The organism is Methylobacterium soli, assembly GCF_008806385.1.
GTDB classification, from domain to species: domain Bacteria; phylum Pseudomonadota; class Alphaproteobacteria; order Rhizobiales; family Beijerinckiaceae; genus Methylobacterium; species Methylobacterium soli.
In genome coordinates this window covers 1-23,915 of sequence record NZ_VZZK01000005.1, presented here as the reverse complement: position 1 = coordinate 23,915, position 23,915 = coordinate 1, and the positions used below count along the sequence as shown (strand labels likewise).

Annotated in this window: 17 protein-coding genes and 1 pseudogene; 5 read left to right on the top strand and 13 right to left on the bottom strand. The window is 68.1% G+C overall.

Annotation, left to right across the window (positions count from 1 at the left end):
- Window positions 1-52: 52 nt before the first annotated feature.
- Window positions 53-766, bottom strand: coding sequence for a GntR family transcriptional regulator (locus F6X53_RS06160; RefSeq protein ID WP_150998315.1), 714 nt, complete (start codon window positions 764-766; stop codon window positions 53-55).
- Between the two features lie 152 nt (window positions 767-918).
- Between F6X53_RS06160 and F6X53_RS06155 the strand changes: the two genes are divergently transcribed.
- The 3 genes from F6X53_RS06155 to F6X53_RS06145 all read left to right on the top strand — a co-directional run bounded on the left by F6X53_RS06155 (window position 919) and on the right by F6X53_RS06145 (window position 7,638).
- Entirely contained in the window at window positions 919-2,217 is a 1,299-nt protein-coding gene (locus F6X53_RS06155; protein WP_150998313.1) for an MFS transporter, read from the top strand.
- A 29-nt stretch (window positions 2,218-2,246) separates the two neighbouring features.
- Window positions 2,247-3,323 (top strand): tartrate dehydrogenase, encoded by a 1,077-nt coding sequence (locus tag F6X53_RS06150; RefSeq protein ID WP_150998310.1) that lies wholly within the window; start codon window positions 2,247-2,249, stop codon window positions 3,321-3,323.
- Between the two features lie 646 nt (window positions 3,324-3,969).
- Entirely contained in the window at window positions 3,970-7,638 is a 3,669-nt protein-coding gene (locus F6X53_RS06145; protein ID WP_244965534.1) for a PAS domain-containing protein, read from the top strand.
- 91 nt (window positions 7,639-7,729) lie between these two features.
- Here F6X53_RS06145 and F6X53_RS06140 read toward each other — a convergent pair whose 3' ends face one another.
- Window positions 7,730-8,164, bottom strand: coding sequence for a tautomerase family protein (locus F6X53_RS06140; protein ID WP_150998304.1), 435 nt, complete (start codon window positions 8,162-8,164; stop codon window positions 7,730-7,732).
- 227 nt (window positions 8,165-8,391) lie between these two features.
- Window positions 8,392-8,838: a DMT family transporter gene (locus F6X53_RS06135; RefSeq protein ID WP_150998302.1), complete on the bottom strand. Its 447-nt coding sequence runs from the start codon at window positions 8,836-8,838 to the stop codon at window positions 8,392-8,394.
- 137 nt (window positions 8,839-8,975) lie between these two features.
- Between F6X53_RS06135 and F6X53_RS06130 the strand changes: the two genes are divergently transcribed.
- A complete protein-coding gene (locus F6X53_RS06130; RefSeq protein WP_150998300.1) occupies window positions 8,976-9,863 on the top strand; it encodes a LysR family transcriptional regulator in 888 nt (295 codons plus the stop codon).
- A gap of 535 nt (window positions 9,864-10,398) precedes the next feature.
- Here the strand turns inward: F6X53_RS06130 and F6X53_RS06125 are convergent.
- From F6X53_RS06125 to F6X53_RS06085, 9 genes are all read right to left on the bottom strand, one after another.
- Window positions 10,399-11,301 carry an NAD-dependent epimerase/dehydratase family protein gene (locus tag F6X53_RS06125; RefSeq protein WP_150998297.1) on the bottom strand — a complete coding sequence of 301 codons (903 nt, stop codon included), beginning with the start codon at window positions 11,299-11,301 and terminating at the stop codon, window positions 10,399-10,401.
- Between the two features lie 4 nt (window positions 11,302-11,305).
- Window positions 11,306-12,151, bottom strand: coding sequence for a sugar phosphate nucleotidyltransferase (locus tag F6X53_RS06120; protein ID WP_238296504.1), 846 nt, complete (start codon window positions 12,149-12,151; stop codon window positions 11,306-11,308).
- 314 nt (window positions 12,152-12,465) lie between these two features.
- On the bottom strand, window positions 12,466-13,452 hold the full coding sequence (locus tag F6X53_RS06115; protein ID WP_150998294.1) for a GDP-mannose 4,6-dehydratase: 987 nt from the start codon (window positions 13,450-13,452) through the stop codon (window positions 12,466-12,468).
- Window positions 13,453-13,509: 57 nt separating this feature from the next.
- Window positions 13,510-14,379: a glycoside hydrolase family 191 protein gene (locus F6X53_RS06110; protein ID WP_150998291.1), complete on the bottom strand. Its 870-nt coding sequence runs from the start codon at window positions 14,377-14,379 to the stop codon at window positions 13,510-13,512.
- Window positions 14,379-15,848 (bottom strand): exopolysaccharide Pel transporter PelG, encoded by a 1,470-nt coding sequence (pelG, locus tag F6X53_RS06105; protein ID WP_150998288.1) that lies wholly within the window; start codon window positions 15,846-15,848, stop codon window positions 14,379-14,381. Before pelG ends, F6X53_RS06110 begins: the two co-directional genes overlap by 1 nt.
- Window positions 15,836-17,362 (bottom strand): GT4 family glycosyltransferase PelF, encoded by a 1,527-nt coding sequence (gene pelF, locus F6X53_RS06100; protein WP_150998285.1) that lies wholly within the window; start codon window positions 17,360-17,362, stop codon window positions 15,836-15,838. The genes pelG and pelF overlap by 13 nt, the downstream gene beginning before the upstream one ends.
- Window positions 17,359-18,306, bottom strand: a complete 948-nt coding sequence (locus tag F6X53_RS06095; RefSeq protein WP_150998282.1) for a hypothetical protein — start codon at window positions 18,304-18,306, stop codon at window positions 17,359-17,361. The genes pelF and F6X53_RS06095 overlap by 4 nt, the downstream gene beginning before the upstream one ends.
- On the bottom strand, window positions 18,303-19,310 hold the full coding sequence (locus F6X53_RS06090) for a hypothetical protein (RefSeq protein ID WP_150998279.1): 1,008 nt from the start codon (window positions 19,308-19,310) through the stop codon (window positions 18,303-18,305). The genes F6X53_RS06095 and F6X53_RS06090 overlap by 4 nt, the downstream gene beginning before the upstream one ends.
- A 370-nt stretch (window positions 19,311-19,680) precedes the next feature.
- A complete protein-coding gene (locus F6X53_RS06085; protein WP_150998277.1) occupies window positions 19,681-23,082 on the bottom strand; it encodes a polysaccharide deacetylase family protein in 3,402 nt (1,133 codons plus the stop codon).
- A gap of 166 nt (window positions 23,083-23,248) precedes the next feature.
- Here F6X53_RS06085 and F6X53_RS32210 point away from each other — a divergent pair, with 166 nt between their 5' ends.
- Window positions 23,249-23,407, top strand: a complete 159-nt coding sequence (locus F6X53_RS32210) for a hypothetical protein (protein WP_191970720.1) — start codon at window positions 23,249-23,251, stop codon at window positions 23,405-23,407.
- Between the two features lie 276 nt (window positions 23,408-23,683).
- Here the strand turns inward: F6X53_RS32210 and F6X53_RS06080 are convergent.
- Window positions 23,684-23,915, bottom strand: a pseudogene (locus F6X53_RS06080) (glutamine--fructose-6-phosphate transaminase (isomerizing)); the annotation flags it as partial.

The following is a 23,915-nucleotide window of genomic DNA, read 5'->3' as shown; positions in this document are numbered from 1 at the left end:
GGCCGCGTCCCCATCTTTTCCGGGCCAGGCGGCCGGCGCGCTCCGCGGCCGGTCAGAGGTGCTTGAGCCCGAAACTCTCCAGCAGGGGCAGCAGCTCGTCGCGCGCGCGCAGGCGGTGCCGGTGCGCACGATCCTGGGCCTCTCCCGGGTCGCCGAGCCGGATCGCGTCGATGATCGCGCGATGCTCCGCCACCGAGGCTCCGAGCTCGCGGCGCAGCTTCAGCGTCAGCATGCGGGCCCGGTGCGACTGGTCGTTGATGGTCTGGACGATGCGGGTCATCCGCCCGTTCTCCGCCCGCTCCACGAGGGCCCGGTGGAAGGCCGCATCCGCCTGCCCCCAGGCCGCGAGATCGCCCGCATCCCACGCCTCGGCCATGATGTCGGTCTGTGCCGCGAGCTCGGCCACGACGGCGTTGCGCCGCGAGTCGGGCAGGCCGGCGAGCAGTTCGGCCGCGCGTCCCTCGATCGCGATGATGACGTCGTAGATCTCCCGCATGTCGTCCGGCGCGAGCGCGAGGATCAGGATGCCCCGCCGGGGCAGAACGCGGACGAGGCCGTCCTCCTGCAGGCGGATGGCGGCCTCGTGGACGGGGGTGCGGCTCATGCCGAGCCGCAGGGCGATCTCCTGCTCCGAGGCCTGGTAGCCCGGCGCGAAGCTCGAATCGTGGATCGCCTGCTTCATCGCCGCGTAGGCGTCGTCGACCAGAGACGGGCGCCGTTCGGCCTCTTGGTCCTGCGCCGCCGCTGCTGACCGCGTCCGAGCCATCCTGTCCTCCATTTCGCGCTCCTTCGTACCAGCTTCCATGCAAGCTGCAATACGCGGTTGACAACGAACGAGCGATGCGCGCATCTAATGCCATCTTGCATGCAAGTTGGCACTCAAAGACCGACGCGTGCGGGCCATATCAGGAGGAAACGATGGACGGCTCGCTTGAGCGGGCGACCATGCGCAGGGTCGCGTGGCGCCTGATCCCCTTTATCTGCCTTCTCTACTTCATCGCCTTCATCGACCGCGTGAACATCGGCTTCGCGGCTCTGACGATGAACAAGGACCTTGGCTTCTCCTCGTCCGTATTCGGGTTCGGTGCCGGCATTTTCTTCTTCGGCTACTTCTTGTTCGAGGTGCCGTCCAATTACATCCTTGAGAAGGTGGGGGCACGTCTGTGGATCGCCCGGGTGATGATCACCTGGGGGATGCTCTCGGGCGCCTTCGCCTTCATCAAGGGCGAGAACAGTTTCTACATCCTGCGCTTCCTGCTCGGCGCGGCTGAAGCCGGCTTCTTTCCCGGCATCATCCTCTACCTGACATACTGGTTCCCGGCCCGCTACCGTGCGGCGGTCGTCTCGCTGTTCATGGCGGCGGCGCCGATCTCGGTGCTGCTCGGCTCGCCGCTCTCGAGCGCGCTTCTCGAGATGGAGGGCATCCTGGGCCTGCACGGCTGGCAGTGGATGTTCCTCGTCGAGGCGGTCCCCGCCGTGCTGCTCGGCATCATGGTTCTGTTCTACCTGACCGATCGGCCCGAGAAGGCGAAGTGGCTGGCCGATGACCAGCGCGCCTGGCTCGTCGCGGAGATGAACGAGGAGCGTGCCCGCAAGCAGACGACCGCGAAGCACAGTCTCCTGGGCGGAATGACCGATATCCGGGTGCTGGCGCTGGCGCTCATCTATTTCGGCACCTCGGCCGGCCTCTACACCCTCGGCATCTGGGCGCCGCAGATCATCAAGAGCTTCGGCCTGTCCACCTTCGCGGTCGGCTTCCTGAACTCCGTGCCGCCGACCATTGCGGTGATCGGCATGATCCTGTGGGCCCGCCACTCCGACAAGACGGGCGAACGCACCTGGCACGTGGTCATCGCCTGCCTCGTCGCGGCTGTGGGCTTGCTACTCGCCGGCAGCGCCGCCTCGGTCGTCGCGGTCATCGCCGCGCTCAGCATCGTCAATGTCGGGATCAGCGCGGCCAAGCCGCCGCTCTGGGCCATGCCGACCATGTTCCTCTCGGGCTCTGCCGCGGCGGTCGGCATCGCCACGATCAACTCGATCGGCAATCTCGGCGGCTTCGTCGGCCCCTGGGCGATCGGGTGGATCAAGGACCGAACGGGCAGCTTCACCGGCGGCCTGATCTTCGTGGCGGCGCTGCTCGTCCTCTCCGCCATCCTCACCCTCGTCGTCGCCCGCTCCGGGCGGCGCGCCGAGCCCACCGGCGCCCCTGCGCGCTGAACGCATCCTCGCTTTCAAGGAGACCTGTCATGAAAACCTACACCATCGCCGCCATTCCCGCGGACGGCATCGGCGTCGAGGTCATCGCCGCCGGCATCGAGGCCCTGAATGCGCTGGCCGACAAGGCCGGAACCTTCAACTTCAAGTTCGATCACTTCGATTGGGGCTCGGACTACTACAAGAAGCACGGCGTGATGATGCCCGCGGACGGGCGCGAGAAGATCAAGGACCACGACGCGATCTTCTTCGGCGCGGTCGGCGCGCCGGATGTGCCCGACCACATCACGCTCTGGGGCCTGCGCCTCGCGATCTGCCAGCCCTTCGACCAATACGCCAATGTCCGCCCGACCCGGATCCTGCCGGGCATCACCAGCCCGCTGCGCCACGTCACCGGGCCCGAGCTCGACTGGGTCATCGTGCGGGAGAACTCGGAGGGCGAGTATGCCGGTGTCGGCGGCCGGGTCCACCAGGGGCATCCTAACGAGGTCGCCACCGACGTCGCGATGTTCACCCGCAGTGGCGTCGACCGGATCATCCGGTTCGCCTTCAGGCTGGCGCAGTCGCGGCCCCGCAAGCTCCTGACCGTGGTGACGAAGTCGAACGCCCAGCGCCACGCCATGGTGATGTGGGACGAGATCGCTGCCGAGGTCGCGCAGGATTTCCCGGACGTGACCTGGGACAAGATGCTGGTCGACGCCATGACGATGCGCATGACGATGAAGCCGGAGACCCTCGACACCATCGTGGCGACGAATCTGCACGCCGACATCCTGTCCGATCTCGCGGCGGCGCTCGCCGGCTCGCTCGGCATCGCGCCGACCGCCAACCTCAACCCGGAGCGCAACTACCCGTCGATGTTCGAGCCTATCCACGGCTCGGCCTTCGACATCACCGGCAAGGGCATCGCCAACCCGATCGCCACGTTCTGGACCGCCTGCCAGATGCTGGAGCATCTCGGCGAGAAGCCGGCGGCCGACCGGCTCATGCGGGCGGTGGAGCGCGTGACCCCCGACCCGAGCCTGCACACCCCGGATCTCGGCGGAAAGGCCACGACCCGTCAGGTCACCGACGCGGTGATCGCCGCGATCCGGGGCGACAACGCCTGACGCCCGCACCGGCCGAGCCTGGGCCCGCTCCTTCGTCCTCCGGGCCCGCGAAGGCCCGGCGGCGCAGGATCGCGGGCCAAGCCCTCGATGCGCCGCTTTGAAGGTCCGAATCCTTCGCCGCGGGCGCCGGACAAGCCCGGCATTGCTTGGCGGTGCGCAAAAGCCGGGCAGGAGCGCGGGGTGGGGCAACGGACCGCACCCGATGACGGCCGGCCCGAAGCACGACAGGGCGCCGCCCGCGATCCGGGCCGATGACACGGATTGGCGCTTTCGACGCATCCGCGCTGACGCAGATCCGGAGCGGATGGTCGAACGATCCACGTGATCACAACCGAAAAGATCGAATACTGCGAATTTACTCAACTGTGACGAGCAAGTCGAGGCACACGCGCTTAACCGAATATTCAGCGAACAGAGGCATGTTCCAGCAACAACGATTGAGACTAAGCCGCGGAAGACCGTGACGCCGGATCGAGATGATTTGACAGATGTCCGTAGGCGAGCCGGCTCTGCGCGATCGTAAATGACAGCCAGCGGAGCAGCCGGCAGAACTATTCGAGGGGTCACGATGCTTGGCGCGCCGAGATCAGAGGGAGATGCGCCCTCCCACACTGTCGCCGATACGGATGGTCCGCTCTACCGATTGGTGTTCGTCAGCCGCAATGCCCTTGAGGGATCGGTCGAGCAGCGTGTCGCGGACTTGGCCGCGCTCGTCGCGCAATCGCGGCGCAGGAATGCCGCCTGGGGCATCACCGGCGCCATCGCGCTCCACCGGGGCCGCTTCGCGCAGGTGATCGAGGGGTCGGAGGCGGCGGTCGCGGCCATCTTCGGGCGGATCCGGCGGGATCAGCGCCACCGCGGCGTCACCGTGCTGCGGCGCGGCCCGGCAGCGGATCGCCGCTTTCCGGGGCACGCGATGGTCCTGGTCGGCCATACGCGCGAGGGCCACGCGCGCCTCGACGGGGTGATGATGCAAGACGCCGAGACGTTCGACGGGATGGATCCGGAGGTGCTGACCGAGACCCTGCGGAGTCTCGCGCAGACGGAGATCTCCGGAGCCGCTGCGCTGACCACTCGAACCGGCGGAACGGAGGAGGAGACATTCACCGCCGGCGGGATGCCGGAGGAGGCACCCGCGACCGGCGCCACGCCCGTGGAGCTCGATGCCGTCGACGAGATCTTCCTGGTGGCGGTGATCGCGGCGGACCGCACGATCCTGCGCGAGAACGCCAATTTCCGGGCCCTGTTCGGATACGAGGCGGGCGAACTCCCGGGCCAGCCCTACGGCACCCTTATCCACGCGGCCGATGCGGGCCGGCTCGACGGCCTCTGGGCCCGGCTCCGGCGCGGCCGCAGCGTGACGGTGGATTGGCGCGGCCTGCGCAGGGACGGGGCGGAGCTCTGGCTCAAGAGCACCTACCGCCCGCGGCTCGACCCGGCCGGGCGGCTGCGCGACATCGTCGAGATCGCCACCGACATCACGGCACAGCAGCGCGAGCGGGCCGAGGAGCGCGGGCAGGTCCGGTCGATCAACCAGTCCCAGGCCGTGATCCACTTCGATCTCGACGGCCGCATCCTCAGCGCCAACCCGCTATTTCTCGCGGCGATGGGCTACACCGCCGAGGAGATCGTCGGCCAGCACTACCGCATCTTCGTCGAGCCCGCTTATGCCGAGAGCGCGGAATATTCCGCCTTCTGGTCGAGCCTGGCCACCGGGCGCCACGCCTCGGCCGAGTTCAAGCGCCTGGGGAAGGGCGGGCGCGCCGTCTGGCTCCAGGCCACCTACAGCCCGATCATCGACATGGGCGGCAAGCCCTTCAAGATCGTGAAATACGCCACGCTGGTCACCGAGCAGAAGCTGCGGCAGGCCGATTACGAGTGGCAGATCGCGGCCATCTACAAATCCCACGCGGTGATCACGTTCGACATGAACGGCATCATCCTGGAGGCGAACGCGGCCTTCCTGGAGGCCATGGGCTACCGCCTCGACGAGATCGTGGGCCACCACCATCGCCTGTTCGTCGAGGCCGCCTACGCACATGGGGCGGATTACGCCGCGTTCTGGCGTGCGCTGGCGCGGGGGACGCATCAGGCGGGGCAGTACCGGCGCACCGGCAAGGGCGGTCGCGAGATCTGGCTCCAGGCGACCTACAACCCGATCTTCGACATGGACGGACGTCCGATCAAGGTCGTGGGGTTCGCCACGGTGGTGACCGAGGAGAAGCTGCGGCAGGCGGAGCACCAGGGACAGATCGCGGCGATTCACAAGGCGCAATCCGTGGTGACCCTCGCCCTCGACGGCACGATTCTCGATTCCAACGACAACTTCCTGGCGCGGACGGGCTATCGGCTCGCCGACGTGGTGGGGCGCCATCACCGAATGTTCGTGGAACCGGAGGAGGCGGCGAGCGCCGCCTACGCGGCGTTCTGGGCGCAGCTCGCGGCCGGGCTGCACCAATCGGGCGAGTACAAGCGGATCGGGCGCGAAGGGCGCGAGATCTGGCTGCAGGCCACCTACAACCCGATCTGCGATCTCAGCGGACGCCCGTTCCGCGTCGTCAAATACGCCACCGACATCACCCGCGAGAAGCTGCGGCAGGCCGACGTGAACGGGCAGATCGCGGCCATCGGCAAGTCGCAGGGCGTGATCACCTTCTCGATGGATGGCCTGATCACCGACATCAACGACAACTTCCTCAAGGTCCTGGGCTATGCCCGCGAGGCGGTGATCGGCCGCCATCACGAGTTCCTGGTCGAGCCGGCCTACGCCGCCACCGAGGAATACGCGCAGTTCTGGGAGACCCTCCGGAGCGGCACGTTCCTGGCGGGCCGCTACAAGCGGGTCGGCGCCGATGGCCAGGACATCTGGATCCAGGCCACCTACAACCCGATCCTCGACCTCAACGGGCGCCCGTTCAAGGTGGTCAAGTTCGCCTCCGACGTCACCGCCGACGTCGCCCTCGCGGAGGCCTACGAGGACGCCAAGCAGCAGGCGCAGCACGACGCCGCCACCGCCCTGCCGAACCGGGTGCGCCTCGCCTCCTACCTCGCCACGGCCCTGGCCCGCCCGGGCGGACGCGTGGTGGTGCTGTATCTCGATCTCGACCGCTTCAAGCCGATCAACGACACCTTCGGGCACCATGTCGGCGACCAGGTGCTGGGCGAGACCGCCGACCGCCTGCGTCGCTCCCTCGTGAACGACCAACTCGCGGCGCGCATCGGCGGCGACGAATTCGTGATCGTGGCACCCGATCTCGCCGACGAGGAGATCGAGCGCTTCTGCCAGCGGCTGCTCGACGTCGTGGCACTGCCGATCCGCCATGCCGGGGGCGAACTGAATGTCGGCGTGTCGATCGGCATCGCGGTCTCGCCCGCCGACGGCCTGACCCCCGACGCGCTGCTGCGCAGCGCCGACGAGGCCCTGTACCGCTCCAAGCAGAGCGGCCGCGGCCTCTACAGCTTCTACACCGCCGCCACGAATGACCGCATCCTCGCCCGCCGCACGCGGATCGACGATCTGCGCCGCGGCATCGCCGCCGAGGAGTTCTTCCTCGAATACCAGCCGCGCTGCGCCACCCGCACCCACGCGATCCAGAGCGTCGAGGCCCTGGTCCGATGGGCCCATCCGGAGCATGGCCAGATCAGCCCCGGCGACTTCATCCCGCTCGCCGAGGCGAGCGGCCTGATCGTCGAGCTCGGCCAATGGGTGCTGCGCACCGCCTGCCGAGCCGCGGCCGCGTGGGGCGGCATCGGCGTCTCCGTGAACGTCTCGCCGGCGCAGTTCCGCAACGGCGATCTCGTCGCGATGGTCACCGCGGCGCTCGCCGAATCCGGCCTCGATCCGCGCAGGCTCGAGATCGAGATCACCGAAGGCGTGCTCCTGGAGAACGCGGATCTCGCCCGCTCGGCCCTCGAGAGCCTCAAGCGGCTCGGCATCAGGCTGGCCATGGACGATTTCGGGACGGGCTATTCCTCCCTCAGCTCCCTGCGCAGCTTCCCGTTCGACGTGATCAAGATCGACCGGCAATTCGTGGCCGACATGGAGGATCGCGACGGCGGCCGCGACGTCGTGCGGGCCATCCTGGGCCTGGGCCGGGCGCTCAACCTCTCCGTCACGGCCGAGGGCGTGGAGACGGTCAACCAGCTCAAAATGCTGGCCGACGACGCCTGCTCCGAGGTGCAGGGCTACCTGCTGGCAAAACCCATGACGGCGGCTTCGATCTCGGCGCTGCTGCAGGACGGCGGAATCACGGCCGTGCCCGGGCTCGACCGGGCCGACGGGATCACGGCGGCATTGCAGGAGGATGCGGCCTGAGCCGGGCGAGACCTGAACGGGCGGGCAGCAAATCCCTTCCGTCCGTCGCCTGCCCGCGCATCGGGGAGGCAGCCGCGCCTGCCTGCCGCCATCAGCCCGTCCGCAGGAGCTTCTCGCGCAAGGAAGCCGGCAGGGATGCGAGCCATTGCGCCTCGCCGCCCGGTTCCGGCAGGACGTTGCCGAACTCCAGGACGCCCTGGGCCGGGATATCCGAGAGATAGACCCAGACGGACTGGTCCGAGATACCGAGGATTTCGCTCGTCTCGCGCATGATGCGCTGAAGGATCTTCGCCTTCTGCGCGTTGGTCCTTCCGGATCGAATGTCGGCCCGCACCCAGACGTGATCGGGGGGTGCCGCTTCGCCGCCGATGAAGATCGAACCCGGCTCGACCTTGTAGAAGATCACCTGCACGAAGTAGCGCGGGGCGTCTGCCTCCACCTGATGGATCGACGTGACGCGCGCGACGATCTTCGCACGCTGCTCAGGCGTCAATTCCATCGCGGTCGAGAATGCGTAGGTCGGCATCTGCGGCGCTCCTGTCCCGGTCGCGTTGCGGATTGATCGGAATGCGTGACGCGTCACCCTCGGGGCGGAACATCGCCCCGGATCCCGCAGGGCCCGGAGCGCGCCGCCATCGTGGCCGATGGTCCAAGCCCGCCGCAGCCTAGGGCGCCCGGCCGCCCGGCGCCATCGAGAGTCTTCGATGCGACGCGCGCCCTGAGGCAGAGCCCGTCATCTCGGCGGAGAGGGCTCTAGCGGCGGATCAGCACGACGCCGCCCGTGAGCAGGATGACGCCGAGCAGGCGGGGCAGGTCCAGGGCGCGTTGCGCCAATCCCAGCAGGCCGAAATGGTCGATGACAACCGACGCCAGCATCTGGCCCGCGACGAGCAGGGCGATGAAGCGCGCGGCCCCGAGCTGCGGGACGAGCAGGATGGCGAGGCCCACGAAGATCGCGCCGAACAGGCCTCCGCTCCAGCCCCACCACGGGATGCGGGCCGCGACGATCGCGGACGGGACGGGATCGCGCGAGGCGACGGCCAGGACCCCCATGCAGAGGAGGCCGACGAGATAGCTCACGAAGCCCGACCAGACCGCCGAGCTCAAGGCGCCCCGCAGGCTCGCATTCAAGGCCTGCTGCACGACGATGCTGATTCCGGCCAGAGCCGCGAGGAGGGAGGGGATGAGGAGCGGGAACATCGGCCGGCGGACCTGACAAGGAGATCACGGGGGCGAGGCCGGGCGCGGATGCACGATTCCGCCTCGCCTGCTCATTGACACCCTCGAGCCCCCATGCTGTCAAATGCCGGGATTGGTCGTTTTCATACAGATCAGGCATGATGAACCCGGCGCATCTCGACCTCTTTCGGGCGGTCCTGCAGCATGGCGGAATGACCCGGGCCGCGGCGGCGCTCGGGATCGGGCAGCCCCATATCAGCCGCGCCATCGCGCAACTCGAGGCGGAACTCGGCTTTCTCCTCTTCGTGCGCGGGCACGGAAGTGCGGTCCCGACCCAGGAGGGTGCGGCCTTCGCGCACGAGGTCGAGCAGACCTATGCGGGGCTCGATCACCTGCGCCAGGCGGCGCGCCAGATCCGGGACCGCGGGACCGGCTTCCTGCGCGTCGCCTGCCAGCCGTCGCTGGCGGCTCGGCTGCTGCCCCGCGCGATCCGGCGCCTGAGCCTGGAATGCGCGGGCGTGCGCGTCTCGGTTCACGTGCCCAACCCCGATACGATCTGGTCCTGGGCCGCGTCGGGCCAGTGCGACATCGGATTGGCCCGGCCGCGATCCGGCCATAGCGGCGTCGCGGCCGAACCGTTCCTGACGATCGGTGCCGTCTGCGCCGTGCCGCGCCGCCATCCGCTCAGCCGCAAGCGCAGCCTCTCGGTCGAGGATCTCGCGGGGGAGCCCCTGATCTCGGGAGGGGCGGGCGCCTTTCAGCAGGCGGTCGAGGCGGCCTTCGCCCGTCGCGGCATCGCGCCGCGCTTCGCCCTGATGGCGCAGTACACGGCGGCGCGCTGCGGCCTCGTGGCGGAAGGCTTGGGGCTTGCCATCGTCGATCCGCTCCCGGCGCGGGAACTGACCGGATTGCCGATCGCGCTGCGGCCGTTCCGGCCCGAACTCCCGATCGAGACGATGCTGCTGCGGCCGGCCGGCAGGCCGCCGAGCCAGCTCGCCGAGCGGCTGACGACCCACCTGAAGGCCGAGCGCGACGCCCTCGCGTGATCGCGGATTGATGACGCGACCCGCGCGGCAACCAGGGCGCCCCGGGCAGGTTGCGCGCGGTGCCGAACCGTTGCGGCTGCGGAGGCGGCGGGGAAATGGCAGGTATTCGGTATTATATCCGTCAATCGCGCGTGCGATCGACGAAATTTCATCTTACCCTGATCTTGAAGACCTTTCCGGAAGGCCGCGCGAGCCGGAGGCAGGACGATGTCTGATAATCGCAGCGTATTCGAGCCCGCGCATCGTCGCCAGGAAAGCGGGACCTTTTTCGATCCGTATTTCCAGCCGCGCCCGACCGGCACGGAGCGCCCCGGGAGCCTGTTCTTCCGGCCGCATTTCCAGGCAACCCCCGACGGTGCCGGGAGCAACCGGAACGCCGCCGGCGCGCGTCGGCCATCCGGCGCCTGGCGATAGGCGGGAGGCCTGCCCTTCAGGGCTTTTGCAGGGGGGCGTGAGGACGGGCCCGCAGAGGGCGTTCGCGGCCGAGGGCGGAAGGCGAGCGCCGCCGAACCGGCCCCATCTCAGCGCGGAATGCTCAGTGCAGGGCCATCAGGATGTCGGCGGCCCGGCGGTGCAGGTCCCGGGGGGGCGCCAGGGCCGCCAATCCGGCCAGGCGCTCGGGCGAGCCGATCACGATGCGCCGTTCGCCGGGCCGAAGGCGGGCCGGATCGATCACGATCTCGATGCGCTTGCCCGAGGCCGCGATCATGCTCTCGACGAGCCCGCGCAGGGACGTCGGCACGCCGCTGCAGATATTGACCACCCCCTGGGCCGCCGGGTTGCCGGCGAGCGCGATGAGCGCTTGCGCGACGTCCGCGACGTCCAGGAAGTCGCGGCAGACATCGAGATCGCCCGTCCGCAGGATCGCGCCGGAGCGCTCGAAACCTGCGATCTGCCGGGCGAAATCCGCGAGCGCCAGGTGGCCCGGCATGCCCGGGCCGATCGGATTGAAGATGCGGGCCACGACGACCCGGCACTGCCCCTCGGCGCCGAAGGCCAGCGCCGCCCGCGTCTGGGCGAGCTTGGTCTGCCCGTAGGGCGTGACCGGAGCGCAGACGGCATCCTCGGCGACCGGCAACCCGTCGATGACGGCCTCGCCATACTCGGCCGCGCTGCCCGCGACCACGAGGGTCGGCCGAAAGCCGGTCATCCGCAGGGCCGCGGTCAAGTCGAGCGCCAGGGTGGTGTTGACCCGGCGGATCTCGTCCTCGTCACCGCGCACGATGCCGGCGAGGTGGAAGACCGTGTCGGGCTGCGTGCGCTCCAGCGCCTCGGCCCAGGAATCCCGGGTCCATCCGCCCGCCTCCACGGCGAAGTGGAACGGATGGTGCGCGGGGCCGATCCCGATGCTGGCGATCTCGACCCCGTCCCGCCGCAGGTGCTCGCGGAGGCTGCGCCCGAGAAATCCCCCGGAGCCGCTGAGCAGAACCCGGCGCATCCGCTCAAGGCTCCAGGAAGAGGGCGCGGTTCTCGATGAACATCTTCTGCGCCAGCGCGAAGTCGTCGGGCCGGCCGATATCGAGCCAGATGCAATCCTCGTGGAAGCAGTGCACGTGCCCGCCGTTGCCCTTCACCTTCAGGACCAGGTTTGGCATGTCGAGATATTCGTCGACCGCGAGGTGGTCGGCGATGATGTCCTTGTTGACGAGATACACGCCCATGCTGACGAAATGGCTGCTCGTCGGCTTCTCGCGATAGGCCATCATCCGGTCGCGGCCGTCGAGCTCGATCAGGCCGAAATCGATCTTCACCTCGCGCTCGAACACGCCGATCGAGAAATCCGCCTCGGCCGCGCGGTGCGCCTGCATCATGCGCTTCAGGCTCAGGGTGGTCAGGAGATCGCCGTTCGTCACGAAGAAGGTGTCGTCGAGCTCGTCGAGCATGCTCGCGAGGGCGCCCGCGGTCCCGAGCGGGCGATCCTCCAGGCGATACCGGATGTTGAGGCCGAGCCGCGAGCCGTCGCCGAAGAAGGCTTCGAGCAGGTGGCTCAGATGGTTCACCGCCAGGATCACGTCGGTGATGCCGGCATTCTTCAGCTGGCGCAGCAGAAGCTCGAGGATGGGCATGTCGTTGAGGGGCATCAGCGGCTTCGGAAACAGGGCCGAGTAGGGGTGAAGCCGCGTGCCCTTGCCGCCCGCCATGATGACCGCCTGGGTCACGGCGACGGCGGGGGCGGCGCGCCGCGACTTGGCGTCGGCCACCATCGCGTCGAGATAGCCGACCGTGCCCGCGCCGTTCAGCCGGGCATGGAGGTCGACGCGTTGAGTGATCGAGGTGTCGAGCTTCATGTGTGCTCTCCTGGGCGAAATCGCACGATCGAAACCGGCCGAACCCTGAACGGCGAACGCAGATGTCGGCGTTCAGGAAATCAAATACATCGGTATAGTAGGGGAACAGATCGAGTTTAATATTCGTGAATAAGTACTAGTCCGGAAGATATGAGATTATTGATCGTATAAAATCAGACATCGATCGCAGTCGATTACTCAACCGAAATATCGCAAGAGCGAACGACATACGCGCCTGGATGGAACGCGCGGCAGGACGCGCCGGCGGCGCCAGTGGCCCGCGCGTCCTCGCGTGGTGGCGCTCGTGGGCGCGGTCAGGTCACGTAGCGATCCGTCCGGTAGAATCCCGGATTGGCCAGGACGAAGTCGATCATCAGGCGAAGGCCCTCATCGAGGTCGACCTGCGGCGTCCAGTCGAGGGTGCGGCGCGCGAGCCCGTTGTCGGAGACGAGCTTGAGGACCTCGCTCTGTTCCGGGCGCATGCGGGCTTCCTCGCTCACGATCGGCTTGTCGAGGCCCATCAGGGCCAGGATCCGGGCGGCGAACCACCCCACCGTGAAGGTCTCGCCGGTCCCGAGATTGATCGTCGTGCCGTCGATGCCCTCCATCGCGCCTGCCGCCATGAAGCCCCGCACCGTATCGGTCACGAAGGTCATGTCCCGCTCCGGCGTCAGGGAGCCGAGGCGGATCTCGTCGCGGGCCGCGGCCTGGGAGATGATCGTGGGGATGAAGGCGCGCGCGCTCTGGCGCGGCCCGTAGGTGTTGAAGGGCCGCAGCGTCACCACGGGCGTGCCGAAGGAGCGGTAATAGCTCTCCGCGATCTTGTCGGCGCCGATCTTCGAGGCCGAGTAGGGCGACTGCCCCTGGAGCGGATGGGTCTCGTCGATCGGCACCCGCATGGCGGTCCCGTAGACCTCGGAGGTGCTGGTATGGACCACGCGGCCGATGCTGCCGCGCCGCGCCGCTTCCAGCACGTTCAGGGTGCCCTCGACATTGGTCCGCACGTAGCTGCGCGGCGCCTCGTAGGAATACGGGATGGCGATCAGGGCCGCCAGGTGCAGGACCACGTCCTGGCCCTCCAGCGCCCGGTAGGTGAAATCGCTGTCCTCGATATTGCCGGCCGCGATGCGCAGCGCGCCGCGCACGTCGTCGGTCAGGAACTCGAGATTGCCGAGCCGCGCGCTCGACGTGTAGCGGATCATCGCGGTGACGTCCGCGCCCGCCCGCACCAGGGCATCCGTGAGATGGCTTCCGATGAAGCCGCCCGCACCGGTCACCACGACCTTCTTATTGCGCCACATGGTTCTCTCCTCGGCAGTTGGGATGGCAGGGGCCCGCGGCCGGGCCGCGGGAAGGCGTCACGATTGCGGCTCCGGCACGAGCTGGTCGAGCAGGATGGTCGACACGTAGGGGACGTGCCCGAGGCGGCGCTCGCGGTCGTAGATCGTGCGGATCGTCGCGGAATCGGCCGGATCCCAGTAATCGAGACTGAGGATCGACAGGGGATGCGCCCGCGCCCGCAGCGGGCGCAGGGCCAGCATCTGCAGCTCGACGGTGCGCGGGTCGACCCAGCGATAAGCCCGGGTCTGCGGGTCGAAGGTCGTCAGCAGGCTCTCGGCCACGAGGGCGTCGATGTCGTCGGCGAGGTCCGGGAGCAGGGCGTAGCCGCGGTTCATCACCAGCGTCGTGGCGGGATGGCGGCGGCGGATCGCCTGAACCAGCGCGATGGCGGCGCCGCGCATGCCGCGGTTGCGCTCGGGATCGAGCTGCTCGAGATGGGGCGGCGTATCGAGGGTGTCGAAGAACAGGCCCGTGAAGCCCTGCGCCAGGAGCCGCGGGACGGCGACGTCGAGGATCAACCGATGCCAGCCGGGGCTTCGCACGTCGACCAGATAGGTGCCCGGCCAGTGGGGATTCTCGGACAGGATCGCGGACGGGTCGTCGAGAGCCGCGAAGAATGGACCGTCGCGCTTGATCTCGCCGAGGCTGAGATAGCCGACCGCCTTTGAGCCCTGCGCGGTCACCGCCTCGATCGATCCCTTGAAGCCCGGATCGAGCACGACGATGTCGAACCCCTTCAGGACCGCCGGGTCGACATCCTCGCCGTAGAACACGCACCAGGAGGATGCGCCACCCAATCCCTGTGCCCGGCTGCGCCAGCCGATGGCGGCGAGCGTCGCCGCGCCGGCGAGACCGAAGAGGCGCAGAGCATTCCGACGCGACGGCATCACGCGCTCCCCGGACGTTGCGCCGCGCGGGGGCGCCTGAGGCGAAGCCCCAAGGCCCGTGGCCGCGGCCGGACCGCGACAGCGGCGGGATGCAGCGAAGTGTTGTTCGTGACGAAGACGTGGAAATGCAGCCAGGGAAGCTCGCGCCCCAGGACGAGCAGGGCCACCAGGAACGTCGTCGCCGAGGCGAGCATGTTGCCGTAGCCGAAGAACGGGAATCCGAGGGGCAACAGGGCCGCCGTGAACCCGCCATTCGTCACCAGGTAGGTGAGCGAGATCAGCAGCGCCTGCCGCTTCAGGTCGAAATAGAGCAGAAAGACGAAGCAGAACATCGCGCTCGTCTGGAAGACCATGCCGGTCAGGGCGACGCGCAGGATGCCCATCTGGCTCGCCCGCAGGCCGAGGGGCTCGATGGCGACGAACGACGTGAGGATGGCGATGAGGCCGATCGCCGTGAGGGCGACGAAGAGCCCGAAGAGCTTCGCCATGACGAAGCGGTAGAGCCGCGACATCATCAGCATCAACTGGCGCCGACTGACGTGGTTTGCGAGACTTCCATAGAATTCGCGGCAGAGGCGAAAGAAGTTCGTCTCGACATGCACGAAGAACACCGCCAGGATCGGGATCGCGGCGAGCTGCGCCCAGAACATCGGCGTGTCGTAATTCGGCATGGTGTCGAGGGCGCCGGCTACGCGGACGATCCCGACGGGCGAGGACGTCCACATCACGAGCTTGTCGATCCAGAGCCCGAGCGCGTAGGTCAGCCCGATCAGGGGAAGCTCCCAATAGGTCAGCGCGGTCCGCAGCAAAGCCGGATCGGGCACGAGGCGCAGGCCGTACTCGCGCACGAGGCACCAGGTCAGGATGAAGTCGATCAGGCACAGCCCAGCATTGAAGGCGAAGAGCAGGTGGACCGGCTCCGCGGCGGGCGCGAGCAGGATCGAGCCGATCATCACGCCCGACCCGAGCCCGAACGCGAAGGTCACCGCGACGTGGCTGCGCAGGGCTCCGAGGAACGGGATGAGAAGCCAGGCGGCGCCCATCAGCATCAGGTTCTGGAGCGCCGACAGCACCTCGATGCCCGTGAGCGTGGTGGCGAACGCGTAGAACGGCATCGCGAGGGCGAGGGCGCAGACCGAGAACAGCACCAGGCCCGCGACGAACGCGAAGGTCACGCTCTCGTAGCGCTTCATCCAGATCTGGTCGGAGACGAAGCGCGTGCAGACGAAGGCGATCGGGCTCGACAGGATCGCGCAGACGAAGGAATTGTAGATGATGACCGAGCGAAACACCTGCAGGTCCGGGCAATCCTCGCTGCTGCAGGTCGCCAGGCTCATGCCGCCGATGCTGATGACCGTGAAGATCCACGGCCCGGCAACCAGGAAGGCGGCGTAGATGTAGGCGCCGATCGTGCTGCTCAGGGAGCGGCCGCAGGTCATGCGCTCGAGGGTGAAGCCTATGCCGGCCATGCCGCGGCTCCTCGTGCCTCTGCGCGCCCGCCGACCGCCTCGGGCGCGCCGAGGGAATCGTAGAGTTCGTTGTACATGCGGGTGATCCGGGGCTGGTTGTAGATCCGGCGCACGCGCTCGCGCATGGCCCGGCCCATCCGCGCCCGCAGGTCGGGCTGCAGCAGGATCTCCGCGAGGGCCGCGGCCGTCGCGGGCGGGTCGCAGGCCCGGACCACGAAGCCGCCCGGTTCCTCCGAGGCGTCCCCCCCCTCGATGATCTCGCGGCAGGAGCCGACATCGGTGGCGACGGCCGGAACGCCGGCCGCCCCCGCCTCGAGGAGCGCCAGCGGCTGGGCCTCGCTGATGCTCGTCAGGACGAGGACGTCCGTCAGGGCGAAATGCTCCTTCACGTCCCGCACCCGCCCGAGAAACCGGACCGAGCCCTGAAGCTTCAGCTGCTGCACGAGATTCCGGCACTCCGCGGCGTAGGCCCGGTCCTCGTCGTCCGGGCCGATGATCAGCGCGTCGAGATCGGGGACCGACTGGCGCAGGATGCCCATGGCCAGGATGAAGGTGCGGATGTCCTTGATCGGCACGATCCGCCCGACGAGGAGGACCGTCGGACGGCGCGGCTCGGCGGGCGCGGGCACCTCCGGAAACTGGTCGACGTCGATCCCGTTCGGGATCATGCGCAGCTTCCCCAACTCGGCGCCGTCCTGGATCTGATACTCCTGGTTGGTGCGGTACTGCGTGGTGATGCAGGTCGCGGTGTCGTAGGCGATGCGCGACATCGCCCCGAAGGCCCGGAGCCAGATCTTGCGCAGTTCGGGCGCCCGGCCGGCGGCATCGAAGCCGCAGGCCGCGGAATCGTAGATCCAATCCGCGATGGAGAGCTCGATGCGGCGCTCGTTGGTGTAGATGCCGTGCTCGGTGACGACGAGGGGGCGCCCGGTCAGGCATCGGGCCCGCGCGCCGAGCAATCCGGCATAGCCGGTCGAGACCGCGTGATAGATCCGGGCGGGCGGGACGGGGGCCGTCGCGATCGCGAGCAGCCCCTTCACCAGGACGCGCCAGGTCCAGAAAAAATCGACCAGGGGCGCGCCCGGCAGGGTCTCCTCGTAGATCCGCTCCATGGCGCGCCAGGCGTGACGGGAATTGAGAAGCGCCCGCTCGCCGAAGCCGGTCTCCTCGAGGTCGCGGATCAGCGCCGACCAGGCCGCGCCGCCGCCATCCGTCAGAACCGCGCGCAGGCTGGCGGAAACTTGAGCGATGCGCGCTCCCGCGCCAAGGCCCAAGCCGCCGGCGGGGCTCCGATCGAGGAGAAGGTCGGTCACCGAGACGAGGTTCGGGGGCGGCTCGAACCGGCGAACGCGTTCCTGATCCGCGGTGATCAGCGCGACCACGCTGAAGCTGCGCTCCGGGAAGGCCCGGATGAAGGCATCCGTCCAGGAGGAGACGCCGCCGAGGAGATACGGGTAGCCCCCCTCGATCAGGAGGCAGACATCCGACATCGCTGCGTCGTGCGCGGCGCTCATGGCGACACCGTCCGGCGCGGCAACCCGGCCGCGTCCTGGATCCGGGCGATCTCGTCCTGGGACTGGGCGATCTCGCCGGCGAGCGCGGCGTGCGCGGCCGCCGCGAGCGGGCAATGCGGGGCCGCGCGCAGGCCGCGCTCGCCGGCGGCGGCGGCCTGGATCAGCTCGGCCGCGGCCTGCGACGGCTCGAGCAATCCGGTTCGGGCGTAGCCGAGATGGGCCCGGGCAAGATCCAGCCAGACCGAGGCCTCGCCGGGCTTGCGCAGGGCCGCCGCCTCGACGGCCAGGAGGTTGCGCGTGAACTGGGTTTGGAGCTTCGCCATCACGGTCGAGGCCAGAACCCTGACCGACGGATCCGCGTCCTGCAGCGCGGCGCGCACGACATGCGTCAGCGACGGGTCGAAGCGTCGCCCGACGATGCTCAGGGCCTCGAACTTCTCCTCGCGGCCCTGCGCGGCCAGGATCTCGCCGAGCGGGCGCGTGCCGCTGGCGCCCAGAATGCGCAGGCGGCCGTCCAGATAGGCGTTGCACAGGCGCCCGCGGGTGGGCGGGCGGCCGTCCTGCGCGGCGAGGTCGAGCCAGTCGCCGAAATCCGCCGGCTGGTGCGCGCGATGCCAATCGAGAGCCAGCAGGCCACCCGCGATGACGGCCCCGTACGGTCCGCCGATGGTGCTCCAGAGGGCGAGATGCAGGAAGTTCGAGCCGTCCTCCGACCGCTGCAGGGCCACGATGGCGGTGCCCAGGAGGGCCCCGCAGAGGATCACGTGCGCGACCAGGAAGGTCGCCGGCCCGATCAGCGCACGGGCGAGCGCGAAGGCCAGCCCGGTCTGCAGCGCGGCGCTGACGCCGGCCGCCGCCAGGAAGGCGTTGCGAAGCGCGTTCGTCCGACCGATCGGAAGGATCTGCACGCCGCCCAGGCCGGTCTCGCTGACCCCGAGGCTCATCGTGCCGGCCCCGCGATGGAGGCGTTGCCCGCGATGAGCGCTGCGAGCCCGCGCGCGCCGCTCTGGATCGCCAGGGCCGCGCCGGACAGGTCGCGATCGCCGTCGAGGCGCTCCGCCAGGGCGATTCCCCACACCACGGCGTCGTGGGGTGCGCAGATCGGCGCCGCGATGGTGCCGCCGCGCGGCAGCAGATGGTCCGCGCCGCGCTCATCCGCGCGGATCGTCCGGCGCCCCCGCACCATCGCGTCGACCAGTTCGGAACTCAGCGCCGGCGCGGCGTCGAGGTCGCCCGATCCGCCGATCCGGACGAGCGGCGTGGCGCCCCCCCGGTCGGCGCGATAGAGCGTCAGGGTGGAGGCGCCGACCACCTGCCGGACCACTTCGGAAAAGCTCGCCATCAGTTGCGGACCCGATCGTGCATCGAGCCCGGCCAGCGCCTGGGCGACACCGCCGATCGCGTGGGTGTCGCCGGCGATGCGCAATTCGAGCCGCTTGATCTCCCCGAGGGCGACCGCGAGGGCCTGCTCGGCGGCGTCGCCCATCGCGTTCGCCTCGTCGAGCTGCTCCCGCAGCTCGCGGGCATGGACCATGTGCAGGCTGCGCAGGCCGCCGAGGACGAGGGTGGCGGTGAGCCAGGCGGCCGGCTCGGCGACCACGATGCGGGAGTAATCGTAGAAATCCTGCGTCGCGAGCTGCGGCGGCAAGGCGATCGAGTAGAGAGCGATAGTGGAGACCAGGCTCGCGAACATGCCGCCCGCGAGCCCGTACTGCGCCGAGATCAGCAGGACCGGGATCCAGAACGGTCGCGGGTAGATCGACGCGAAGCCGTCAGCGTTCAGGAAGAAGACGTCGATATAGACGAGCGGCAGAACGAGGGCCATCGTCTCCGGCACGAACCGGCGCCAGTCCGGCAGCAACAGGTCGCCGATCCAGGCCGACCGGCCGGACAGCGCGTGGCGATCCGTCAGCAGGGTCTGTTCGGGTGACGTGTCCGCCGTCGCCATTCCGATGTCCTCGCTCGCACGCGCAGCCGACTACGGACCGAGATGTCCGTGTCGCGTAGATCTTGGTGTTGGGACCGGATGCCTGTCCTGCGCTGGGTGAAGCGAAGACTTTGCACTCAGAATTTGAGCATATCCGACGCGGGGGTACAAGCGTCTCAATAAATACTAATACTTCGATGTTGCCTTAAGCACCAACATGGAAATTTGGTACTACGCAGACAATGCCTGAGCCCGGCTCTCGGCCCTCGCCGTCGCGCGTGGCAGCGGCCACGGCGATACGCGGCGCGATCGCGCCGCGCGGGGTGCCGGAACAAGCAGGGCGCGGCGGGAGCGGGCGACGGCGAATCGGACGCCGGCGCCCGCGCCCATCTCAGACGACCATGATGTCGAGATGCGTCAGCGCCGCCTTGTTGTCCAGGATCGCGAAGACCACGGGCGCCGCGATGTTTCCGCTGCCATCCCGATCGTAGGACAGGGTCCCGGTGTTGTGATCGTAGAGGATCCGATCGTTGGCATCGACAGCACCGGCGGCAACATCCTTGAATGCGGCATCGGTCAATGGCCCGACGCTTAGGGTCGTGAAGACGCTGCGCGCGAGTTGCAGATGATCGGCGCCCGGGGCGAAGTCCACGATGTGGTCGACATTGTTCGTCCCGAGGGCGGTCTGGAAGATGAAGGTATCGTTGCCGCCGAGCCCCTGCAGGGTGTCGCTGCCGCCGGCGCCGTTCAGCAGGTTGGCGCCCGCATTGCCGACCAGCGTGTTCACCAGGGCGTTGCCGGTGCCGTTGATGGCGCCCGTGCCGGTCAGCGTCAGGTTCTCGACATTGGCCGCGAGCGTATAGGTGATGGAACTCTCCACCTTGTCGGTGCCGCCGCCCGACGCCTCCGTCACCACGTCGCCCGTGTTGTCGACCACGTAGGTGTCGTTCCCGGCCCCGCCCGTCATCCGGTCCGCCCCGGCCTTGCCGTCGAGACGATCGTCGCCGGCGCCCCCGTTCAGGGTGTTCACGCCGCTATTGCCGGTCAGGACATTGGCCAGGGCGTTGCCGGTGCCGTTGATGGCACCGGTTCCGGTCAGCGTCAGGTTCTCGACATTGGCCGCGAGCGTGTACGTGATGGAACTCTCCACCGCGTCGGTGCCGGCATTCGCGGCCTCGATCACCCGGTCCCCGGTATTGTCGACCACGTAGGTGTCGTCGCCGGCGAGGCCCGTCATCTGATCCGCGCCGAGGCCGCCATCGATGCGGTCGTTGCCGGCCGTGCCGGTCAGCGTGTCGTTGCCGGCCGTGCCCACGATGGGGCCGGGCGTCGGCGGCGGCGGAGGCGCTCCCGTCAGGGTGACGCTGACATCGTGCTGCCCGAGGCCCGTGAGCTGCAGGTCCAGGATCTCACCCGTCAGGCTCGCAACGGTCGCGCCGCTCACCTGCGGGGTGGTGCCGGTGCCGCCCTTGAGGTCGATCAGGACATGGCCCTCTCCGACGATCGAGAAGGCCAGGTTGGTGCCGTCGCCCGTGAGCGACAGGAGTTCGGAGCGATCGGCCAGTTTGGTGATGTGCGTGACGTCGTCGGCCGCGCCGTTCACCGCGATCTTGAACGTGCCGCCCGCCTTGGGGACGAAGACGCTGTCGGCGTCGTAGGCGTACCAGTTGGCGACGTTGCGGATGGTGTAGCCGGGTCCGAGATCGAGGGCGAACTCGCCCAGGCTCCCGCCCCCGCTCGCGGCCGTGGCGGTCAGCAGGTTCGCGGCCGCGTCGAAGCTGTAACTGAGATTGGACTTCTCGAAGGACGCGACGCGCCCGGCCAGATCGGCGAGCGTAACGAACTCCGAGCCCGCCTGCGCCGCGCGGGCGATGAAGTCCGTGAACATCTGCGTCGTGTAGCCGGCATCCGCCGCATCCGTCAGCCAGTTGGTCGGGCCGTAATCGTGCCAGGGCCAGACCACCACCGGCAGGTCGGAATGGGCCGTCAACGCGCCCCATTCCTTCGCCCAGGCGGCCTCCGCCTGCGCGGCGGTCAGCTTCTGGAAGCCCACCAGCGTGAAGTCGAAGGAGGTGTTGGGCGCGATGTAGACCGCGTTCGTATCAGCCGGCGTCAGGTAGCCGATCGCGCCGGGATAGCCGGCACCGATCAGCGAGGCGCCTCCGGTCATGTAGGGATAGTATTGGGCGATCTGCCGGGCCGTGGCGATGGTCTCGACCGCGCCCGGGACCGCGACGCCGATCCCCGAGAGACCGAGCTGCTGCTCGATGACCTGGCGGGATTGCTGGAACTCGAACTGAAATTGCGTCGGGTTGAGGATGTTGGTGTCCTCAGGGTGCGTGTAGGAATGGGATCCGATCTCGTTGCCCATCGCCAGCATGGCGTTGTAGTAAGTCTTCGACAGGGTCCAGTCCGTGCTCTGGCCTTCCGCCGGGTTGTTGCCGATATCGATGTAGTAGGATCCGACGAAATTATACGCCTGCTTCCACTGCGTCAGGATCGGCAGGAGCTTGTCGTAGATGCCCGGGCCCGAATCCGGCTTGACGTCGGCGGTCTCCATCGCCTGGTCCATGTCGACGCGAGACGCCACGATGGCCTTGTTGCGGCTCATGTGCAGGCTCAGGTCCGGACCGGCCGTGGGCTGCGTGGTCCAGTCCAGGGCATGGCCCAGCATGTTGTTGTCGGCGAGCATGCCGTCCGTCGCGAAGTGGACGTTGCGTCCGCCCGTCTGCGTCGCCATCACGGCGATCTGATTCACCCCGTTCACGTTCTGGTTCGCGAGGGTCGTGCCGAGTCCGTCCGTGCTGGTGAAGTAGGACGTGCTGATATTGTTGTATTGGTGAATCAGTTCGTTGGCGGTGTAGCCGGCCATCACCGGATTGGTCGTCGGCGCGGCCGTGACATTCACGTTGACGGCATTCGCACCGTCGACGCGGCTGACGTCGAGCAGCGATTTCATGCGGCTGTAGGAATCCCCCGGGAGGGCGGCATTGTTCGCGTCGTTCGTCATGAAGTCGCCGGCCGTGATGAGGCCGACATGATAGTTCTTCGTGAGCGTCGTCAGCGTATCGGTGATCGCCGCCACATTCGCCGCCGGGACATTCCGGAACGAGGGGAAGATCAGGGTGTCATAGGCGGCAAGCTTGGTCAGGTTCGTGAGATCGGCCTCGGTCAGCAGGTCGTAGGGCACGCCCGCGGCAGCGGCCTGGTTCTGGGCTGCCATGAAGAGCTGCGAATAGGCCGTCGGACTGAAGTAGTTCGCCGCGGTCGTCGCCGAGTAGACGATGCCGACCTTCGTGCCGGTATCGGCCACCGGGGGCAACGAGGCTGCGTCCCGCACCGTGTAGGGACTGGCCGAGTAGTCTCCGGGCAGGAAGACCGCATTGTTGACGTCGGCCAGGACGTTGAGGGCGGTCGGCGTGCCGACCTGCAGGCTCGGCAGCGTCAGCTCGACGATGGTGCGGTCGGCGTTGAAGGCGGCGGTCAGCGGCGTGGGACTGACGAGGTTCTGTCCATCCGCGCCGGTGTAGAGATACGGCACGCCGTTCACGAAGTTGATGTTGTAATCGTAGCCGCCATACGTTCCCCAGATCTTGTAACCGGTCGTCTGGTTCCTGTCGGTATCGAGCCAGATCGTCGTCGAGGACCCGATGGCAGTCGGTGCCTTGATCGCGAAGGAGAGCGTGCCCGAACTGAGATTGCCGTAAAGCTCGTATCCGGCCGCGGTGGTTCCGGCAGGGTTGAGGCGGTCGGCGGATGTCCAATCGGAGAGATCTCCGTTCACTGTGATCATGGTGCGCTCCCTTCATCCTTGGTCGGAGTGCAGCGGCAACGGCTGCAGCGAAAATCGCCGGGCATCTCTCGGGAGAGCCGGCCCAAAGTCGGATCGCCGAATTTCTTGGAATGACTTGCAATCAAACGCGGTGACGGACAATTCCGAAAAAAGAACGCTTGCCACGATGACCATCGTCAACGCGCGGCCAGCATTCAATCATCTTCCGGACAGCAGAATTGCAAAATCCTTCGGTCAATCGTGCTTTCAATCGCTTTGCAAAGCATCCGAGAAAACGGATGATGATGGGGGTATTTCGATGTATTCGCGTTTCATCGCGCTGTGATTGGAACGAAATCGCACCCTGATGCCTGCGCACGCTCGCCGGGCGAGCACGGGCGGGCCATCGATTCCCGTCGGGCCGTCGCCGAAGGGGCCCGGCGGTGGCGCGGGGCCCCACATGTCGCGAGGTCCGGATGCGTGGCCTCGTCGAGACCCAGTCGCGACCCTGCGCTCCGCCGATCGAACGGGATCACCGGAGTTTGGCGCGGCATAGGCCCCTATCCGGGGCGGGGCGGCTCACCCCACCGGCGCGGAATTCCTATTCCGCCGGACGGGGTTCCTATTCCACCGTGACCGATTTGGCGAGGTTGCGCGGCTGGTCGACGTCTTTGCCCATCACCACGGCCGTGTGGTAGGCGATCAGTTGCAGGGGCACCGCGTAGACGATGGGGGCGACGGTCGGATCGAGGTCGGGCATCGTCAGGGTCGCCATGGTCTCGAGGCCCGCCTGCGCCGCCCCCTTGGCATCCCCCACCAGGATGATGCGCCCGCCCCGCGCGGCCACCTCCTGC

Bases quoted from the DNA above. Each gene is read 5' to 3' on its own strand.
- F6X53_RS06160 (WP_150998315.1), bottom strand. From the start codon at position 766: ATGGCTCGGACGCGGTCAGCAGCGGCGGCGCAGGACCAAGAGGCCGAA.
- F6X53_RS06155 (WP_150998313.1), top strand. From the start codon at position 919: ATGGACGGCTCGCTTGAGCGGGCGACCATGCGCAGGGTCGCGTGGCGC.
- F6X53_RS06150 (WP_150998310.1), top strand. From the start codon at position 2,247: ATGAAAACCTACACCATCGCCGCCATTCCCGCGGACGGCATCGGCGTC.
- F6X53_RS06140 (WP_150998304.1), bottom strand. From the start codon at position 8,164: ATGCCGACCTACGCATTCTCGACCGCGATGGAATTGACGCCTGAGCAG.
- F6X53_RS06135 (WP_150998302.1), bottom strand. From the start codon at position 8,838: ATGTTCCCGCTCCTCATCCCCTCCCTCCTCGCGGCTCTGGCCGGAATC.
- F6X53_RS06130 (WP_150998300.1), top strand. From the start codon at position 8,976: ATGATGAACCCGGCGCATCTCGACCTCTTTCGGGCGGTCCTGCAGCAT.
- F6X53_RS06125 (WP_150998297.1), bottom strand. From the start codon at position 11,301: ATGCGCCGGGTTCTGCTCAGCGGCTCCGGGGGATTTCTCGGGCGCAGC.
- F6X53_RS06120 (WP_238296504.1), bottom strand. From the start codon at position 12,151: ATGAAGCTCGACACCTCGATCACTCAACGCGTCGACCTCCATGCCCGG.
- F6X53_RS06115 (WP_150998294.1), bottom strand. From the start codon at position 13,452: ATGTGGCGCAATAAGAAGGTCGTGGTGACCGGTGCGGGCGGCTTCATC.
- F6X53_RS06110 (WP_150998291.1), bottom strand. From the start codon at position 14,379: ATGCCGTCGCGTCGGAATGCTCTGCGCCTCTTCGGTCTCGCCGGCGCG.
- pelG (WP_150998288.1), bottom strand. From the start codon at position 15,848: ATGGCCGGCATAGGCTTCACCCTCGAGCGCATGACCTGCGGCCGCTCC.
- pelF (WP_150998285.1), bottom strand. From the start codon at position 17,362: ATGAGCGCCGCGCACGACGCAGCGATGTCGGATGTCTGCCTCCTGATC.
- F6X53_RS06095 (WP_150998282.1), bottom strand. From the start codon at position 18,306: ATGAGCCTCGGGGTCAGCGAGACCGGCCTGGGCGGCGTGCAGATCCTT.
- F6X53_RS06090 (WP_150998279.1), bottom strand. From the start codon at position 19,310: ATGGCGACGGCGGACACGTCACCCGAACAGACCCTGCTGACGGATCGC.
- F6X53_RS06085 (WP_150998277.1), bottom strand. From the start codon at position 23,082: ATGATCACAGTGAACGGAGATCTCTCCGATTGGACATCCGCCGACCGC.
- F6X53_RS32210 (WP_191970720.1), top strand. From the start codon at position 23,249: ATGACCATCGTCAACGCGCGGCCAGCATTCAATCATCTTCCGGACAGC.